This is a genomic window from Kitasatospora sp. NPDC005751 (assembly GCF_040630835.1).
GTDB lineage: Bacteria > Actinomycetota > Actinomycetes > Streptomycetales > Streptomycetaceae > Kitasatospora.
Window position 1 is genome coordinate 176,417 of the sequence record NZ_JBEXYC010000001.1, and the last position, 17,740, is coordinate 194,156.

15 protein-coding genes are annotated in these 17,740 nt (G+C 72.8%); all 15 read right to left on the minus strand.

The window, feature by feature from the left end:
* Positions 1 to 81: 81 nt before the first annotated feature.
* Complete coding sequence (locus ABZ497_RS00790) at positions 82 to 1,542, minus strand: glutamate synthase subunit beta (protein ID WP_329487202.1); 1,461 nt, start codon at positions 1,540 to 1,542, stop codon at positions 82 to 84.
* Positions 1,535 to 6,136, minus strand: a complete 4,602-nt coding sequence (gltB, locus tag ABZ497_RS00795; RefSeq protein WP_359802989.1) for a glutamate synthase large subunit — start codon at positions 6,134 to 6,136, stop codon at positions 1,535 to 1,537. The genes ABZ497_RS00790 and gltB overlap by 8 nt, the downstream gene beginning before the upstream one ends.
* A 510-nt stretch (positions 6,137 to 6,646) precedes the next feature.
* Positions 6,647 to 7,378 (minus strand): VIT1/CCC1 transporter family protein, encoded by a 732-nt coding sequence (locus ABZ497_RS00800; RefSeq protein ID WP_329487203.1) that lies wholly within the window; start codon positions 7,376 to 7,378, stop codon positions 6,647 to 6,649.
* A gap of 153 nt (positions 7,379 to 7,531) precedes the next feature.
* Positions 7,532 to 8,512 carry a prolipoprotein diacylglyceryl transferase gene (gene lgt, locus ABZ497_RS00805; protein ID WP_359802459.1) on the minus strand — a complete coding sequence of 327 codons (981 nt, stop codon included), beginning with the start codon at positions 8,510 to 8,512 and terminating at the stop codon, positions 7,532 to 7,534.
* A 155-nt stretch (positions 8,513 to 8,667) separates the two neighbouring features.
* The gene (locus ABZ497_RS00810; protein WP_359802460.1) at positions 8,668 to 9,531 is read right to left on the minus strand and encodes a thioredoxin domain-containing protein; all 864 of its coding nucleotides are present in this window, start codon (positions 9,529 to 9,531) and stop codon (positions 8,668 to 8,670) included.
* 74 nt (positions 9,532 to 9,605) lie between these two features.
* On the minus strand, positions 9,606 to 10,118 hold the full coding sequence (locus ABZ497_RS00815) for a MauE/DoxX family redox-associated membrane protein (RefSeq protein ID WP_329487206.1): 513 nt from the start codon (positions 10,116 to 10,118) through the stop codon (positions 9,606 to 9,608).
* Between the two features lie 125 nt (positions 10,119 to 10,243).
* Positions 10,244 to 10,501 (minus strand): hypothetical protein, encoded by a 258-nt coding sequence (locus ABZ497_RS00820; RefSeq protein ID WP_359802462.1) that lies wholly within the window; start codon positions 10,499 to 10,501, stop codon positions 10,244 to 10,246.
* A 193-nt stretch (positions 10,502 to 10,694) separates the two neighbouring features.
* Entirely contained in the window at positions 10,695 to 11,504 is an 810-nt protein-coding gene (gene trpA, locus ABZ497_RS00825; RefSeq protein ID WP_329487208.1) for a tryptophan synthase subunit alpha, read from the minus strand.
* 2 nt (positions 11,505 to 11,506) lie between these two features.
* On the minus strand, positions 11,507 to 12,781 hold the full coding sequence (gene trpB / locus ABZ497_RS00830; protein WP_359802465.1) for a tryptophan synthase subunit beta: 1,275 nt from the start codon (positions 12,779 to 12,781) through the stop codon (positions 11,507 to 11,509).
* Positions 12,782 to 12,988: 207 nt separating this feature from the next.
* On the minus strand, positions 12,989 to 13,795 hold the full coding sequence (gene trpC, locus ABZ497_RS00835) for an indole-3-glycerol phosphate synthase TrpC (protein ID WP_329487210.1): 807 nt from the start codon (positions 13,793 to 13,795) through the stop codon (positions 12,989 to 12,991).
* A 199-nt stretch (positions 13,796 to 13,994) separates the two neighbouring features.
* Positions 13,995 to 14,435, minus strand: coding sequence for a DUF2752 domain-containing protein (locus ABZ497_RS00840; RefSeq protein WP_352287203.1), 441 nt, complete (start codon positions 14,433 to 14,435; stop codon positions 13,995 to 13,997).
* Between the two features lie 127 nt (positions 14,436 to 14,562).
* The gene (locus tag ABZ497_RS00845) at positions 14,563 to 14,817 is read right to left on the minus strand and encodes an HGxxPAAW family protein (RefSeq protein ID WP_352287201.1); all 255 of its coding nucleotides are present in this window, start codon (positions 14,815 to 14,817) and stop codon (positions 14,563 to 14,565) included.
* 147 nt (positions 14,818 to 14,964) lie between these two features.
* Positions 14,965 to 15,576, minus strand: coding sequence for a TIGR02234 family membrane protein (locus tag ABZ497_RS00850; protein WP_329487213.1), 612 nt, complete (start codon positions 15,574 to 15,576; stop codon positions 14,965 to 14,967).
* Positions 15,573 to 16,184, minus strand: coding sequence for a Uma2 family endonuclease (locus tag ABZ497_RS00855; RefSeq protein ID WP_359802469.1), 612 nt, complete (start codon positions 16,182 to 16,184; stop codon positions 15,573 to 15,575). The genes ABZ497_RS00850 and ABZ497_RS00855 overlap by 4 nt, the downstream gene beginning before the upstream one ends.
* A gap of 26 nt (positions 16,185 to 16,210) precedes the next feature.
* Positions 16,211 to 17,731: an anthranilate synthase component I gene (locus tag ABZ497_RS00860; RefSeq protein WP_359802472.1), complete on the minus strand. Its 1,521-nt coding sequence runs from the start codon at positions 17,729 to 17,731 to the stop codon at positions 16,211 to 16,213.
* Positions 17,732 to 17,740: the final 9 nt, after the last annotated feature.

Consider the following 17,740-nt stretch of genomic DNA (forward strand, 5'->3'; position numbering starts at 1 on the left):
ACTCCCGGCGTTGCGGTGCCGGGCGCTCTGGGGGTGGACGGGTCCACCGGCGGGAGTGGCCGCCGGCGGTCCGGCCGGGGGTCAGACCACCAGCGGGCGGTCCGTCGGGCGGATCGGGGCGGGCAGCGGGGTCTTGCCGCCCAGGTACTTGTCCACCGCGGCGGCGGCCGAACGGCCCTCCGCGATGGCCCAGACGATCAGCGACTGGCCACGACCGGCGTCCCCGCAGACGTAGACGCCATCGACATTGGTGGCGAACTTCCCGTCCCGGGCCACATTACCCCTAGCGTCCAGGTCGACGCCAAGCTGCTCGACCAGGCCGTTCTTCACGTCCGTGCCGGTGAAGCCCATGGCCAGGGTGACCAGCTGGGCCGGGATCGCCCGCTCGGTGCCGGGGACCGGCTCGAAGCGGCCGTCCCGGAACTCGACCTCGACCAGGTGCAGCTCCTGGACGTTGCCGTCCTCGTCGCCCGTGAAGTGGGTGGTGTTGACGGCGTAGACCCGCTCGCCGCCCTCCTCGTGGGCCGAGGTGACCTTGTAGGTCATCGGCATGGTCGGCCAGGGCTGGTGGCCGGGGCGCTCGTCGCTGGGGCGCGGCATGATCTCCAGCTGGGTGACCGAGGCCGCCCCCTGGCGCAGCGCGGTGCCGAGGCAGTCCGCGCCGGTGTCGCCGCCGCCGATGACGATGACGTGCTTGCCCTTGGCGCTGATCGGCGAGTCGACGAAGTCGCCCTCCTGCACCTTGTTGGCCAGCGGCAGGTACTCCATCGCCTGGTGGATGCCCTTGAGCTCGCGCCCGGGCACCGGCAGGTCGCGGGCGGTCGTCGCACCGGCGGCCACGACCACCGCGTCGAAGCGCTCGCGCAGCTGCTGGCCGGTGATGTCCTCGCCCACGTGGACGCCGGTGCGGAACCGGGTGCCCTCCGCCCGCATCTGCTCGATGCGGCGGTTGATGTGGCGCTTCTCCATCTTGAACTCGGGGATGCCGTAGCGCAGCAGGCCGCCCACGCGGTCGGCGCGCTCGTACACCACCACGGTGTGCCCGGCCCGGGTGAGCTGCTGGGCGACGGCCAGGCCGGCCGGGCCGGAGCCCACCACGGCGACCGTCTTGCCGGAGAGCCGCTCGGGGATCTGCGGCGTGACGCCGCCCCGGTCCCAGGCCTTGTCGATGATGGTGACCTCGACGTTCTTGATGGTCACCGCGTCCTGGTTGATGCCCAGCACGCACGCGGACTCGCAGGGAGCCGGGCAGAGCCGCCCGGTGAACTCCGGGAAGTTGTTGGTCGCGTGCAGCCGCTCGATCGCGCCGACGAAGTCGTCCCGGTAGGCCAGGTCGTTCCACTCGGGGATGAGGTTCCCGAGCGGGCAGCCGTTGTGGCAGAACGGGATGCCGCAGTCCATGCAGCGGCCGGCCTGCTTGCTGATGATCGGCAGGAGGCTGCGTTCGACGTAGACCTCGTTCCAGTCCCGCAGACGGACGTCCACGGGCCGGCGCTCGGCCAGCTGCTTGCCGGTGGTCAGGAAGCCCTTGGGGTCAGCCACGTGCCGCCTCCATCATCTTGCGAGTGGTCTCGGACTCGGAGAGTCCATCGCGCTCAGCGGCGTCCTTGGCGGCGAGCACAGCCTTGTAGTCGGTCGGCATGATCGTGGAGAAGCGGGAGACCCCGCTGCCCCAGTCGGCCAGGAGCTCGGCGGCGACGGTGGAGCCGGTCTCCTCGTAGTGCTGCTGCACGGTCTCCCGCAGCCATTCGCGGTCGGCGGCACTCGGGGCCTCGATGCCCACCATGCCGTCGTTGACGTTCGCGGGCCGCAGGTCCAGCACGTAGGCGACGCCGCCGGACATGCCCGCCGCCAGGTTGCGCCCGGTCTCGCCGAGGATGACGACCCGGCCGCCGGTCATGTACTCCAGACCGTGGTCGCCGACGCCCTCGACCACCAGGGTGGCACCGGAGTTGCGGACGGCGAAGCGCTCGCCGGCCTTGCCGCGCAGGTGCACGCGGCCGCTGGTGGCGCCGTAGCCGATGGTGTTGCCGGCGATCACGTGGCTCTGCGCGTCGGCGCCGATCGCGGCCGCCTCGCGGGCCGGGCGGACGATCACCACGCCGCCGGAGAGGCCCTTGCCGACGTAGTCGTTGGCGTCGCCCTCCAGGCGCAGCGTGATGCCCTTCGGCAGGAAGGCGCCGAACGACTGCCCGGCCGAGCCGGTGAAGGTGACGTCGATGGTCCCCTCCGGCAGGCCCTCGCCGCGGTACCGCTTGGTCACCTCGTGGCCGAGCATGGTGCCGACCGTGCGGTTGACGTTGCGGATCGGCAGCTGGATGCGGACGGCGTCGCCGCGCTCCAGGGCGTCCTGGGCGAGGTCGATCAGCTGGTTGTCCAGCGCCTTGTCGAGCGCGTGGTCCTGCGTGGTGGTGCGGTGCAGGGCCGCGCCCTCGGGCAGCTCGGGGACGTGGAACAGCGGCGCCAGGTCGAGCCCGGCGGCCTTCCAGTGCTCGATCGCGGCCTGGGCGTTGATGTGCTCGGCGTGGCCGACCGCTTCCTCGATCGAGCGGAAGCCCAGCTCGGCGAGGATCTCGCGGACCTCCTCGGCGATGAACTCGAAGAAGTTGACGACGAACTCGGGCTTGCCGGAGAAGCGCTCGCGCAGCACCGGGTTCTGGGTGGCGACGCCGACCGGGCAGGTGTCCAGGTGGCAGACGCGCATCATGATGCAGCCGGAGACGACCAGCGGGGCGGTGGCGAAGCCGAACTCCTCGGCGCCCAGCAGCGCGGCGATGACGACGTCGCGGCCGGTCTTCAGCTGGCCGTCGGTCTGCACCACGATGCGGTCGCGCAGGCCGTTGAGCAGCAGGGTCTGCTGGGTCTCGGCGAGGCCGAGCTCCCAGGGACCGCCCGCGTGCTTGAGCGAGGTGAGCGGCGAGGCGCCGGTGCCGCCGTCATGGCCGGAGACCAGCACGACGTCCGCGTGCGCCTTGGAGACGCCGGCCGCGACCGTGCCGACGCCGACCTCGGAGACCAGCTTCACGTGGATGCGGGCCGCCGGGTTGGCGTTCTTGAGGTCGTGGATCAGCTGGGCGAGGTCCTCGATGGAGTAGATGTCGTGGTGCGGCGGCGGGGAGATCAGGCCGACACCCGGGGTGGAGTGCCGGGTCTTGGCGACCCACGGGTAGACCTTGTGGCCGGGCAGCTGGCCGCCCTCGCCGGGCTTGGCGCCCTGGGCCATCTTGATCTGGATGTCGTCCGCGTTGACCAGGTACTCGGAGGTGACGCCGAACCGGCCGGAGGCGACCTGCTTGATCGCCGAGCGGCGCTCGGGGTCGTAGAGGCGGTCCGGGTCCTCGCCGCCCTCACCGGTGTTGGACTTGCCGCCGAGCCGGTTCATCGCGATGGCCAGCGTCTCGTGCGCCTCCAGCGAGATGGAGCCGTAGGACATGGCACCGGTGGAGAAGCGCTTGACGATCTCGGAGACCGGCTCGACCTCGTCGACGGAGATCGGGGTGCGGCCGAGGGTGTCGAGGCGGAACAGGCCGCGCAGCGTCATCAGGCGCTCGGACTGCTCGTTCACCCGGTCGGTGTACTGCTTGAAGATGTCGTACCGGCGGTTGCGGGTGGAGTGCTGCAGCCGGAAGACGGTGTCCGGGTCGAACAGGTGCGGCTCTCCCTCGCGGCGCCACTGGTACTCGCCGCCGATCTCCAGCGCGCGGTGCGCGGCGGGGATGCCGGAGGCGGGGTACGCCTTGGCGTGGCGGGCGGCCACCTCCTTGGCGATCTCGTCGAGGCCGATGCCGCCGAGCTTGGTGGTGGTGCCCGCGAAGTAGGAGCCGACCAGCTCCTGGGAGAGGCCGATCGCCTCGAAGACCTGCGCGCCGCGGTAGGAGGCGACGGTGGAGATGCCCATCTTGGACATGACCTTGAGCACGCCCTTGCCGAGCGCCTTGATCAGGTTCTTGATGGCCCGCTCGGGCTCGACGCCCTCGATGAAGACTCCCTGGGCGACGAGGTCCTCGACGGACTCCATGGCCAGGTACGGGTTGACCGCGCCGGCGCCGTAGCCGATCAGCAGCGCGACGTGGTGCACCTCGCGGACGTCGCCGGCCTCGACCAGCAGCGACACCTGGGTGCGCTGCTTGGTGCGGATCAGGTGGTGGTGGATCGCGGAGGTGAGCAGCAGCGAGGGGATCGGCGCGTGCTCGGCGTCCGAGTGCCGGTCCGAGAGCACCACGATCCGGGCGCCGTCGGCGATCGCGGCGTCGGCCTCGGCGGCGATCTCGGCCAGCCGCGCGGCCAGGCCCTCGCCGCCGGTGGCGACCTTGTACAGGCCGGAGAGCGTGACGGCCTTGAGGCCGGGCTGGTCCCCGTCGTGGTTGATGTGGACGAGCTTGGCCAGCTCGTCGTTGTCGATCACCGGGAAGGTGATGCCGACCGAGCGGCAGGAGGCGGCCTCGGCGGTCAGCAGGTTGCCCTCGGGGCCGAGGTTGCTCAGCAGCGAGGTGACGAGCTCCTCGCGGATGGCGTCCAGCGGCGGGTTGGTGACCTGCGCGAAGAGCTGCACGAAGTAGTCGAACAGCAGCCGCGGCTTCTCGGAGAGCGCCGCGATCGGGCTGTCGGTGCCCATCGAGCCGAGCGCCTCGCCACCGGTGCGGGCCATCGGCGCGAGGATGACCCGCAGCTCCTCCTCGGTGTACCCGAAGGTCTGCTGGCGGCGGGTCACCGACGCGTGGGTGTGCGCGATGTGCTCGCGCTCGGGCAGCTTGGCGAGCTGGATCTGGCCGCCGTCGACCCACTCCGCGTAGGGGTGCTCGGACGCCAGCGCGGACTTGATCTCCTCGTCCTCGACGATGCGGTGCTCCGCGGTGTCGATGAGGAACATCTTGCCGGGCTGCAGCCGGCCCTTGCGGGCGACCTTCTCCTGCTCGATGTCGAGCACGCCGACCTCGGAGGAGAGGACGACCAGGCCGTCCTCGGTGATCCAGTAGCGGGCCGGGCGCAGGCCGTTGCGGTCCAGCACGGCGCCGATCTGGGTGCCGTCGGTGAAGGTGACGCAGGCCGGGCCGTCCCAGGGCTCCATCAGGTTGGAGTGGTACTGGTAGAACGCGCGGCGGGCCGGCTCCATGGTGGCGTGGTTCTCCCACGCCTCCGGGATCATCATCAGCACCGAGTGCGGCAGCGAGCGTCCGCCGAGGTGGAGCAGCTCCAGGACCTCGTCGAAGGAGGCCGAGTCGGAGTGGTCCGGGGTGCAGATCGGGAAGATCCGGTCGAGCCCCTGCCCGTTCTTGTTGGCCGGGATGAGGTCGGTGGCGAGCTGGGACTCGCGGGCGGTCATCCAGTTCCGGTTGCCCTTGACCGTGTTGATCTCGCCGTTGTGCGCGACGAAGCGGTACGGGTGGGCGAGCGGCCAGCTCGGGAAGGTGTTGGTGGAGAAGCGCGAGTGCACCAGACCGAGCGCGGAGGCGTAGAGCCGGTCCGACAGGTCGGGGAAGAAGGGCTCCAGCTGGCCGGTGGTCAGCATGCCCTTGTAGACGATGGTGCGCGCGGAGAGCGACGGGAAGTACACGCCGGCCTCGCGCTCGGAGCGCTTGCGGACGACGAACGCGAGCCGGTCGAGGGTGATGCCCTCGCTGCCGTCCTTGGCCAGGAACACCTGGCGGAAGCGCGGCATCACCGAGCGGGCGGTGGCGCCCAGCAGGTCGGGGGTGACCGGGACGTCGCGCCAGCCGAGGACGGTGAGGTCCTCCTCCGCGGCGATGGCCTCGATCTGCGCGACGGCGGCGGCGGCGGCCTCGTCCTCGTCGGGCAGGAAGGCGATGCCGACCGCGTAGGAGCCGGCGGCGGGCAGCTCGAAGGAGACCTTGGCGCGCAGGAAGGCGTCGGGGACCTGGGTCAGGATGCCCGCGCCGTCACCGGAGTCCGGCTCGGCGCCGGTGGCACCCCGGTGCTCCAGGTTGCGCAGGACGGTGAGCGCCTGCTCGACGATCGTGTGGTCGGCGATGCCGGTCAGCGTGGCGACGAAGCCGACGCCACAGGCGTCGTGCTCGTTCCTCGGGTCGTACAGGCCCTGAGCAGCAGGTCGCGCATCCGGAACGAGCGCGTACGGCGGGCGGGCGGCGCCGGCCTGGGGCTCGTTGGCGGAGTGCATGGATGCAGACAGCATCGGCTCTCCCGTCGTCGTCTTGAGCAATGAGCTTCGTGCAATAGGGACGACGTTGGCCCTCTGCGATTTCGTGCAGGTTACATGATGCCGGAGATCCCGAGAAGTGGAACATCTCGTCCATATGGCGGACATGACCCCAGGTCAGGGGCTATTACCGGCGAGTAGTGCGAGCGGGAGGAGTCGGTTTGCCGACTGCGCGCTCCCTCCAGTGTGCCCGTGCCGCGGAGGACCGAAACGGGACCGAAATCCCCCGTCGACAAGATCGCCACGAGCGCGCCTGCGATTCGATCCTCCGAGGCCGATCGGACCGAAGGAATCCTCGGACCGGCGGCTCTTCGGCCGATACTAGGACGACCGCGCATCCGGGCCCATGTGCGGAACGTCACGCGCTGCACGGCATAACCATGCAGCCTGCTGTAGCAATCGACGATTCCCCCGCCCCGGCCGCCACAGAGCCCCGGCAGGCCCCGGTCAGCGGCCCCCGGCGCGCCCCGGTCAGCCGACCTGCCCGCCGATGAGCATGCCCAGCAGATACGTCACCGCGGCCGCCGCCCCGCCCAGCACCAGCTGCCGCAGCCCGCTGAACCACCAGGTCCGCGCCGTCACCCGGGCGACCACCGCACCGCAGAGGAAGAGGCCGCCCGTCGCGAGCAGCACCGCGGGCAGCAGCGAGGTCGCGCCCAGCAGGTACGGCAGCAGCGGCAGCAGCGCGCCGACCGCGAAGCAGACGAACGAGGACCCGGCCGCGACCCACGGCGAGGGCAGGTCGTTGGGGTCCACCCCCAGCTCCTCCCGGGCGTGGACCTCCAGGGTCCGCTCCGGATCCGCGGAGAGCTGCCGGGCCACCTCGCGCGCCAGCTCCGGATCGACCCCGCGCGAGGCGTAGAGCTCGGCCAGCTCGGCCAGCTCCCCCTGCGGGTTGCGGCGCAGCTCCAGCCGCTCGGCCTCGATCTCCGCCTGCACCAGCTCGCGCTGCGAGGCCACCGAGGTGTACTCCCCCGCCGCCATCGAGCAGGCACCGGCCGCCAGACCGGCGAGGCCGGTGATCACCACCGTGCCGCTGGAGGCCGCGCCCCCGACGACGCCGGTCATCAGCGCGAAGTTGGAGACCAGCCCGTCCATCGCACCGAACACCGCCGGCCGCAGCCAACCGCCGTTCACATCGCGGTGGTGCCCTGCGGCGGGCACGCGGGGGTGTTGCCCGGCCTCGGGTTCAAGGGTGGTCACGCTCACGGTCCCGGCTCTCCGTCCGATCGTCCGACGACCCGAACGTAGTCCTTCCGGCCTGGGCACTTCCAGCAAAGTAAGGCTGTCCGAACACACCTCCGGCCGCCCTCCGCGGAAGTCGGGAGAGCGGCCGGTGGCAGGGGAAAGAGCTGGTCAGGTGAGGTTCTTGGCGTCCTTGTCGGCACTCCCGGCGACGGACCGGGCCGACTCGCCGTCCACCTTTTTGTCCGAGGGGCGAGACGCCGCCGGGCTGTCACCCGAGGAACCCGGAGCCTCCACGGGCTCGGCGGCGTCGGACGGGCCGGTCGCGGTCGGGTCGATGGTCGCCGGGTCCTCCCGGCCGGGGTGCTTCTTGCCGACGATCACGAGGTAGACGACGGCGGAGATGAAGACCGCGATCGCCACCCAGTCGTTGAGCCGCAGCCCGAAGAAGGTGTGCGCCTCGTCGATCCGCAGCCACTCGGTCCAGAACCGGCCGACCGTGTACGCGGCCACGTACAGCGCGAAGGCCCGGCCGTGGCCGAGGGTGAACCGGCGGTCCGCCCAGATCACCAGCGCCGCGACGCCCACGCACCAGAGCGACTCGTAGAGGAAGGTCGGGTGGTAGATCCCGGTGACCACCTCGCCGTTGGGCAGCGTCTTGTCGATCTCCAGGCCCCACGGCAGCGTGGTCTCCCGGCCGTACAGCTCCTGGTTGAACCAGTTGCCCCAGCGGCCGAGCGCCTGGGCCAGCGCGATGCCCGGCGCGATGGCGTCGGCGTAGGCGGGCAGCGGCACGCCCCGGCGGCGGGCACCGATCCAGGCACCGACCGCGCCGAACGCGATCGCACCCCAGATCCCGAGGCCGCCCTCCCAGATCTTGAAGGCGTTCCAGGGGTTCTTCCCCTCGCCGAAGTAGAGCTGGTTGTCGGTGATCACGTGGTAGAGCCGGCCGCCGACCAGGCCGAACGGCACGGCCCAGACGGCGATGTCGCCGACCGTGTGCTTGCCGCCACCACGGGCGACCCAGCGCTTGCTGCCGAGCCAGACGGCGACGACGACACCGAGGATGATGCAGAAGGCGTAGGCGCGCAGCGGGATCGGTCCGATGTAGAGGACACCCCGCGACGGGCTGGGAATGTAGGCGATATCCATGGCAGCTCCGACGCTACAGGGTCGGCGGCCCGCCCCGGTCACCCCGCGGGTCACAGATCCCGAACAACAGGGTGCCGGACGCCGGGCCGGACGCCGGACGCACCGCCGCCCGCTCCGGACGGGGAGGGGCGGCGGGCGACCGGCCGGGGCCGGCCTCAGCCGGCTTTCGGCGACGGGTTGTTGCTCTCCGGCGCGGTGCCGGTCGGCGCAGGGGACTGCCCGTGCGAACCCGGTGTGCCCAGCTTCTTGCCCTGGTTGGCGGCGTCCACCCACGTGACCAGGTTCTGCGGGGTGATCTCCTCGTTGCCGTTCTTCGGGTAGATCGGCTGGCCGTTGAGCAGCACCGTCGGCGTCGACTTGTAGCTGGACTTGTCGAAGTCCTGCTGCACCGCGGAGACCCAGCCGCCGTAGGTGTTGTCGTTGACGCAGGCCTCGAAGGCCGGCGTGGCCAGGCCGTCGACCTGCTTGGCGAGGTTGATCAGGGTGGCCTTGTCGCCGAAGGCGTCGTTGGTCTCGTCCGGCTGGTTGCGGTAGAGCACGTCGTGGTAGTCGCGGAAGTGCCCGGCCTGCTGGGCGCAGCCCAGCGCGTTGGCCCCGTACTTGGAGCCCTTGCCGGGCACCGCCCGGTCGATGAACGAGACGATGTGGTAGTTGGTGTAGATCTTGCCCGCGTCTTCCAACTGGTCGATGGTGGAGGCGAATTCACGCTCGAAGGTGCCGCAGGCGGGGCAGCGCGGGTCCTCGTAGACGGTGAGCACGGCCGGGGCGTCGGCGGCGCCCACCGGGACGACGAGGTTCTTGTCGCCGATGGTGCCGGCCGGCGCGGCGGTCGGGGTCTCCGGCTTGGAGCGCTCGTTCTGCACCACGACGCCGGTCACCACGGCGGCGGCGATCACCGCCAGCACCACACCGCCGATCACCAGCTTCTTCTTGCGCCGGCCGCGGGCCTCGTCGGCCGCCCGGTCCGCCAGCATCCGCTCGCGGGCGGTGCGCTTGCCTTCTCGGTTCTTCTCGCTCATCGCCTTGACATCCACTGTTCGCCTTGACATCCACTAGCGGGGAAAGGGGTGTGGGGATGGGTGCCCGCGGCCGCTCAGGCCGCCAGCCAGCCGTCCACCGAGAACTTGGTGCGGGGGCGCCAGATCAGCCAGCCGGCCAGGAGCAGGAACCCGGTGTCGCGCAGGATCTCCTGGAGGTACTCGGTCTGCGAGGCGTCCACCGCCCCGCCGCCGCCGAAGCAGCCGCAGTCGATCGAGATGCCGCGCGCCCAGGCCGAGGCGATCCCGGCGATGAAGGCGAGCAGCAGCAGCGCCGACACGCCCGCGACCAGCCGGACACCGAGCCCGATCACCAGCAGCAGCGCGAGCGCCAGCTCCAGGAAGGGCAGGGCGTAGCCGACCGGCTTGACCAGCGACTCGGGCAGGATCTCGTACGCGCGGACCGCCTGGGCCGCCTCCGCCGGATCGGCGATCTTGGCCAGTCCGGCCCAGCCCCAGACCACGGCGAGGCCGAGCCGGGCGGCGGTGCCGATCCACTCCGTCCAGGCCGGCCACGGACGCCGGGCCGCCGGCTCGGTCTGGCTGAGGTGCGCTGCCGGGCCGGCCATCGGGAAACCCCCCTCGGGAAACACGTTCACTTCCTGAGGAACCGTAAGGGATGAAGGGTGGTTCCTCCATATTCAGGAATTAAGCCGGATGAGTGACGTCTGATGGCGTTCTGCCCGAATGTGTTCTAGTGCCCGTTCGGGTCGCAGCCCGGCGGGCGCCCGGGGTCGTGGAGGTCCGGGCGGCTCTCGTGCGCCGAGCGCGTCGCCCGCGCCACCGCGTCCACCCGGGCCGCCTCGGCGCAGACGTACGCGTCCCGCTCGGCCCGCTCCGCCCCCCGCCTGGCCAGCGCGTGTCCCACCGCGGTGTCCGCCCCGACCGCCGCGGACAGGGCCAGCACGGCGGCCGCCGCCCGCAGCAGGACGGCTCGCTGCAGACCCGGCACCGGCGGACCCCTTCCGTTCGCTTCACGCCCGCGTACACGTGGTTCGTGCACTCGTCCCTCCACTCAACGCCGGTCAACCCCACCTGATGCGTCGGAGCCGCCTTGTTCACCCGTTCGGGTCCGGCCGGGCACGCCGACGGCCCGCCGCCCCCTCCGGTGGGGGCGACGGGCCGTCGGTGTCGGACGCGGGTGCCTACCGGCGGCGGACGCCCCGGGCCAGCTCGCCGGCCAGCTCGCGGACGGCGGCCAGCGCGGCCGGCTCGTCCCCGTCGGCGTCCAGGATCCGCTGGACGAAGGCCGAGCCGACGATCACGCCGTCCGCGAAGCCCGCCACCTCGGCGGCCTGGGCGGCGGTCGAGACGCCGAGGCCGACGCAGACCGGCAGGTCGGTGGTGGCCCTGGTCCGGGCGACCAGGTCCTCGGCGAGGTTGCCGACCTGCGCCCGGGTACCGGTCACCCCCATCACCGCGGCCGCGTAGACGAAGCCGGAGCCCGCCGCGGTGACCTCGGCGAGGCGCTTGTCCCTGCTGCTGGGGGCGACCACGAAGACGGTGTCGAGGCCGTGCTCGCCCGCCGCCTTGCGCCACTCCTCGGACTCCTCGACCGGCAGGTCCGGCAGGATGCAGCCGGCCCCGCCGGCGGCGGCCAGGTCGGCGGCGAAGCGCGCCGTGCCGTAGCGGTCGACCGGGTTCCAGTAGGTCATGACCAGCACCGCCGCCGCGGGGTGGGCGGTGGCCACCTCCTGGACGGTGCGCAGCACGTCCTTGATCTTCACCCCGGCCCGCAGCGCGATGTCGTCGGCGGTCTGGATGGTCGGGCCGTCCAGGACCGGGTCGGAGTGCGGCAGACCGATCTCGACGACGTCGCAGCCGCCCTCGATCAGCGCGTTGACGGCGCGCACGCCGCCGTCGACGGTCGGGAAGCCGGCCGGCAGGTAGCCGATCAGCGCGGCGCGGTTCTCCGCCTTGGCCCCGGCCAGGACGTCACTGAGCTTCGAAGCCATGGTCACTTACCCCCGTTGCCGGTGCCGTCGCCGGCGTTGCCGGCCGCCTTGCCGCCGGTCTCGTCGTACAGGCCGAAGTACTCGGCCGCGGTGTGCATGTCCTTGTCGCCGCGCCCGGAGAGCGAGACCAGGATGGTGGCCTCCGGTCCGAGTTCGCGGCCCAGCTCCAGGGCGCCGGCCAGCGCGTGGGCGCTCTCGATGGCCGGGATGATGCCCTCGGTGCGGGACAGCAGCCGCAGGGCCTGCATGGCGGCGTCGTCGGTGACCGGGCGGTACTCGGCCCGGCCGGTGTCCTTCAGCCAGGCGTGCTCCGGGCCGACGCCCGGGTAGTCCAGACCGGCCGAGATGGAGTGCGACTCGATGGTCTGGCCGTCCTCGTCCTGCAGGACGTAGGTGCGCGAGCCGTGCAGCACCCCGGGGTCGCCCTTGGTGAGGGTGGCGGCGTGCTTCGGGGTCTCGGCGCCCTCGCCGGCCGCCTCGCAGCCGATCAGGCGCACCGCGGCGTCCGGGATGAACTCGTGGAAGATGCCCATCGCGTTGGAGCCGCCGCCGACGCAGGCGACCACGGCGTCCGGCAGCCGTCCGGTCCGCTCCAGCACCTGCTCGCGGGCCTCGACGCCGATGACCCGGTGGAAGTCGCGGACCATCATCGGGAACGGGTGCGGGCCGGCCACCGTGCCGAACAGGTAGTGGGTGGAGTCCACGTTGGCGACCCAGTCGCGGAACGCCTCGTTGATGGCGTCCTTGAGGGTGCGGCTGCCGGAGGTCACGGACACCACCTCGGCGCCGAGCATCCGCATCCGCGCCACGTTCAGCGCCTGGCGCTGGGTGTCGACCTCGCCCATGTAGATGGTGCAGTCGAAGCCGAACAGCGCGCAGGCGGTGGCGGTGGCCACGCCGTGCTGGCCGGCGCCGGTCTCGGCGATGATCCGGGTCTTGCCCATCCGCCGGGTCAGCAGGGCCTGGCCCAGCACGTTGTTGATCTTGTGCGAGCCGGTGTGGTTGAGGTCCTCGCGCTTGAGCAGGACGCGCGCGCCGCCCGCCTCGGCGGAGAAGCGGTGCACATCGGTCAGCGGGGAGGGGCGGCCGGTGTAGTCCTTCAGCAGCCCGTCCAGCTCGGCCGCGAAGGCCGGGTCGGCCTTGGCCTTCTCGTACTCGTCGGCGACCTGTTCGACGGCGGCGACCAGCGCCTCCGGGATGAAGCGGCCCCCGTAGGCGCCGAAGTAACCGCGGGCGTCCGGCACCTCGGCGCCGGGCAGGTAGTCCTTCTCGGACATGGTGGAGTCCTTCTCGCAGATGACGGCAGTGACGTCGGAACGGCCTAGCGGCCGTGCGTCCTGCGCCATCGGCGGCCCTGCACCTGCCCGGGCTCGCAGCCGATCACGTAGCGCACCCGCCTGCCCAGCACCCGGCGTGCGGGCGCGCGGCAGCCGCGCGGGCGGCAACCGGGAGCGAGACGGGAGGCGAGTTTCATGGCGGCGGGATCAGTCCTTGTGCCGCAGGGCGGGGTGCGCACCGGCGGCGACCAGGTCGGCCACCGCGGCGCGCGGGTCCCGGCCGGTCACCAGGGTCTCGCCGACCAGCACCGCGTCGGCGCCCAGGTTGGCGTAGGAGATGACGTCCAGCGGGCCGCGCACACCGGACTCGGCGATCTTGACCACGTGGGACGGGATCGCGTGCACGATGTTGCCGAAGGTGTTGCGGTCCACCTCAAGGGTCTTGAGGTTGCGGGCGTTCACGCCGATGATCTTCGCACCGGCGTCCACCGCGCGGGCGATCTCCTCCTCGTCGTGCACCTCGACCAGCGGGGTGAGGCCGATCGACTCGGCACGCTCGATCAGCGACACCAGGGCCGGCTGGTCGAGCGCGGCGACGATCAGCAGCGCGAGGTCGGCGCCGTGCGCGCGGGCCTCCCAGAGCTGGTAGGCGGTGACGATGAAGTCCTTGCGCAGCAGCGGGGTGTCCACCGCGGCGCGGACGGCGTCCAGGTCCGCCAGCGAGCCGCCGAAGCGGCGCTGCTCGGTCAGCACGCTGATCGCCGCGGCGCCGCCCGCCGCGTAGTCGGTCGCCAGGGCGGCCGGATCGGCGATGGCGGCCAGCGCTCCCTTGGACGGGCTGGAGCGCTTGACCTCGCAGATCACCCGCACCCCGTCGCCCTTGAGGGCGGCGACGCCGTCCTTGGCGTCCGGGGCCTTGGCGGCGAGCTCCTTGAGCTGGTCCAGTGAGACCTCGGCCTGCCGCTCGGCGAGGTCCTCGCGGACCCCTTCGATGATCGTGTCGAGCACACTCACGCGAGCGCCCCCATCAGTTCTGCTAGTTCTGCTAGCGAGGAGCCGGACGGCCAATGGGCCCGCCGGCCCTTCGATGGTATCGGCACCGGGGAGCGCGAGGCGCATCCACCCGGCGCGCGTCTCGCGGAACGGACGCCCCCCGACATGCCCCCCGACACGCCTCCCAACTGCGGCTTCACACCGTCCACACCGCGCCGGGTCAGATCAGCGGCGGCGCCAGCCCCACGCCCACCGACAGGTTGCGCACCACGGTGAACACCAGGACCAGCAGCGCGACCAGCGCCCAGCGGCGGGCGCCCAGCGCGACCCGGGGCGCCGGTCCCCCGGTCAGCGCCGCCCACACCCAGCGCACCCAGAGCAGCGCCAGCACCGCGAAGAGCAGCACCGCGGCCGCGTTGTCGTGCAGCGCGCCGCTGAGGTCGCCGTGGGCGAGGGCGTGGACGCAGCGCAGGCCGCCGCAGCCCGGGCACCACCAGCCGGTGGCCGCCAGGAACGGGCAGGTCGGGTAGTGGCCGGGGGCGTTCGGGTCGACCACCGCGAGGTACACGGTGGGGACGGCCGCCGCGGCCAGGGCGGCCAGCGGCGGACCGAGCCGGCGCAGGACGGACGGCCGGGCGGAGACGAGGGGTGCGGCGTTCACGCCCACGATTGTGCCGGTACGACGCGGCCGCCGGGGGCACGAAACGGCCTCCGGCGGCGAAACGTTCCGGCCGGGACGACGAAACGGCGGGCGTGGCGCCCGCCGTTCGGTACCGCGCGGGGCTTCGTCAGGCGGCGGCGACGACGGCGGCGGCCGCGGCGCGGTCCTCCACGGTCTCGACGTGCGGGCTGGGCTGCTTGCCCATGCCGGCCATCGACATGGCCTTGCCGATCACGCCGCCCAGCACGACGACCGCCAGGCCGCCCCAGACGACCGGCACCGACGGGAGGATCATCGCCACGCCCGCGATCGCGAAGCCGACGAAGGAGATGGTCACGCCGGTCCAGGCGGCGGGGTTGTGGCCGTGTGCTGCTGCCGACATCTGCGGTGCTCCTTGGTTCTCCGGGGCCCGGCCGGGCCCCGGCGGGCCCCTGGCGGGTTGACGTGTTCCATTGTGCCGGGCCACACACCGTCGGCCCAAAGGGGGTGCTCGTCTATCGGGTCACATCGGGGGCGGGGCGGGGGCGGGTCAGCCCGCGGTCGGGTCCTCGCCGCGGTCGAGCGCCTTCCAGAGGTCCGCCGGCGTCTCGGCCGCCTTCGCCGGCGCCGTCCGGGTGGGGGCGTCGTAGCGGCTGCCCATGGCCGGCCAACTCCGCCCGTACCGGACGACCAGCAGCCCGGCCAGGGCCAGCAGCAGCCCGCCGACCAGGGCCACCCAGGGCCAGCCGGTGTGGCCGACCTCGGTGGCGGTGGTGCCGGAGAGCGCCAGCTTGCGGGCCGCCTCGCCGTCCAGCGCGGCGCTGTCGCCCGCCCCCGCGGCCGCGGTCGCCGCCGCGCCGAGGCCGGCCAGCAGGGTGAGCAGGCCGACGGCGATCCGGCCGGCGCCGCGCACCGCGAACACCGCCAGCGCCGCCGCCATCGCCACCAGGGCCAGCCCGCCGGGCAGTTCGGAGATCCGGCTGCCGGTGACGGACACCTCCAGGGTGCCGGCCACGCCGTCGGCCCAGACCCGGCCGACGGCGGTCAGCACCAGCACCGCGCCCAGCACGGTCAGCAGCAGCATCAGGCCGAGCGTACGGCGCCCGGACCTGGCGGGGGCGGCGGATACGGCTTCGGCACGCGACTGGGTAGGAACGCTCACCCGTCCACTATCCCCCGGCCGCCGCCCGGCTCCGCACCCGGGGTCGGCGACTCGACCGGAAAGTCGTCGGTCCGCAGCACCAGGGTCCGCCCCGCCAGCGGCAGGAACAGGTCGTTGCCGAACGGCACCCGCTCCGCCTCCCGGTACGTCCCGGCCGGCTGCGGCGCGCTGTACACCGTGCAGACCGCCTCCGCCGGGTCCACCAGCACGTACAGCGGGATCCCGCACTCCGCGTAGAAGCGGTGCTTGCGCACGAAGTCCTCGTCCTGCTGACCGCGCGGGACGGCCTCCAGCACCGCCTCCAGGTCGCGCCAGCCGTACCGGCCCCCGGCCCCGGGGCGCGCGCCCGGGGCGACCAGGGCCACGTCCGGCGCGTAGCCGTACCGCGCGGACGGGAAGTCCACGACGGCCTGGGCCAGCACCGTGCCGCGCCCGGCCGACTGCTCCCCGGCCTGCGCGGCGACGGCCCGCGCGATCGCCGCCGAGGCGGCCGTGCGCGGCGTCATGGTGACCTTCCCGGCGGTGATCTCCACCCGGTGGCCGGGCGGCAGCCGGGTGCCCGCCAGGACGTCCCAGGCCGATCCGGTGGGCTGCCGGTCGTCCGACATCGTGGCCTCCTCGCTGCTGGGCGTCGCTAGAGCGTCGGCGTGCGCAGGGTGTTGGCGGTCGCCACGGCGCGCAGGACGGCGGCGGCCTTGTTGCGGCACTCGGTGTCCTCGCCGTGCGGGTCCGAGTCGGCGACCACGCCCGCGCCCGCCTGGACGTAGGCGGTGCCGTCGCGCAGGACGGCGGTGCGGATCGCGATCGCGGTGTCGGAGTCCCCGGCGAAGTCCAGGTAGCCGACGCAGCCGCCGTACAGGCCCCGACGGGTGGGCTCCAGCTCCTCGATGATGCGCATCGCGCGCGGCTTCGGCGCGCCGGAGAGCGTCCCGGCCGGGAAGCAGGCGGTCAGCACGTCGAACGCGGTCCGGCCGGGCGCCACCCGCCCGGTGACCGTCGAGACGATGTGCATGACGTGGCTGTACCGCTCGATCTGCATGAAGTCGACCACCTCGACGCTGCCCGGCTCGCAGACCCGCCCGAGGTCGTTGCGGCCGAGGTCGACCAGCATCAGGTGCTCGGCCCGCTCCTTGGGGTCGGCGAGCAGCTCGGCGGCCAGCTCGGCGTCCTCGTGCGGGGTGGCGCCGCGGTGCCGGGTACCGGCGATCGGGTGCAGCATCGCCTCGCCCTCGGTGACCTTGACCAGCGCCTCGGGGCTGGAGCCGACCACGTCGAAGCCGCCCTCGGCGGCGCCGTCCGGACCGGGGAAGCGGAACAGGTACATGTAGGGGCTGGGGTTGGTGGTGCGCAGCACCCGGTAGACGTCCAGCGCGGAGGCCGGGCAGGGCGCCTCGAACCGCTGCGAGGGCACCACCTGGAAGGCCTCGCCGGCCCGGATCCGCTCCTTGATCTCCTCCACGGCCGCCCGGTACGGCGCGCCGCCGAACGGCGAGCGGACCTCCCCGGGGCCGGCCGGGGTGAAGGTGGCGAGGCCGGGGTCGACCGGCTTCAGCAGGTCGGCCTCCATCACGTCGAGGCGGGCCACCGCGTCCGCGTAGGCCTCGTCCACGCCGCTGGCCAGGTCGTTGTGGTTGACCGCGTTGGCGATCAGCAGCACCGTGCCGTCGGCGTGGTCGAGCACGGCGAGGTCGGTGGCGAGCAGCATGGTCAGCTCGGGGAGCCGCAGGTCGTCCGGGTTGAGGTCGGGCAGCTTCTCCAGCCGGCGGACGACGTCGTAGCCGAGGTAGCCGACCAGGCCGCCGGTCAGCGGGGGCAGGCCGTCGTCGGTGCGGCGCGGGGTGTGCAGCGCCTCCAGCGCGGCGCGCAGCACCTGGAGCGGGTCGCCGGTGGTGGGGATGCCGACCGGCGGGGCGCCGAGCCAGCGGGCGTTGCCGTCGGCGCCGGCGGTCAGCGTGGCGGCGCTGCGCACGCCCACGAAGGAGTAGCGGGACCAGCTGCGGCCCTGCTCCGCGGACTCCAGCAGGAAGGTGCCGGGGCGCTCGCCGGCGAGGCTGCGGTAGAGGCCGATCGGGGTGAGGCCGTCCGCGAGGAGCCTGCGGGTGACCGGGATGACCCGGGTGTCGACGGCGAGCTTGCGGAAGGCTTCGAGGTCCATGGCGGGCGG

Coding starts and splice junctions, on each gene's coding strand:
- trpA (WP_329487208.1), bottom strand. CDS start 11,504: ATGGCTTCGAAGCTCAGTGACGTCCTGGCCGGGGCCAAGGCGGAGAAC.
- gltB (WP_359802989.1), bottom strand. CDS start 6,136: ATGCACTCCGCCAACGAGCCCCAGGCCGGCGCCGCCCGCCCGCCGTAC.
- ABZ497_RS00810 (WP_359802460.1), bottom strand. CDS start 9,531: ATGAGCGAGAAGAACCGAGAAGGCAAGCGCACCGCCCGCGAGCGGATG.
- trpB (WP_359802465.1), bottom strand. CDS start 12,781: ATGTCCGAGAAGGACTACCTGCCCGGCGCCGAGGTGCCGGACGCCCGC.
- ABZ497_RS00815 (WP_329487206.1), bottom strand. CDS start 10,118: ATGGCCGGCCCGGCAGCGCACCTCAGCCAGACCGAGCCGGCGGCCCGG.
- ABZ497_RS00860 (WP_359802472.1), bottom strand. CDS start 17,731: ATGGACCTCGAAGCCTTCCGCAAGCTCGCCGTCGACACCCGGGTCATC.
- ABZ497_RS00845 (WP_352287201.1), bottom strand. CDS start 14,817: ATGTCGGCAGCAGCACACGGCCACAACCCCGCCGCCTGGACCGGCGTG.
- lgt (WP_359802459.1), bottom strand. CDS start 8,512: ATGGATATCGCCTACATTCCCAGCCCGTCGCGGGGTGTCCTCTACATC.
- ABZ497_RS00855 (WP_359802469.1), bottom strand. CDS start 16,184: ATGTCGGACGACCGGCAGCCCACCGGATCGGCCTGGGACGTCCTGGCG.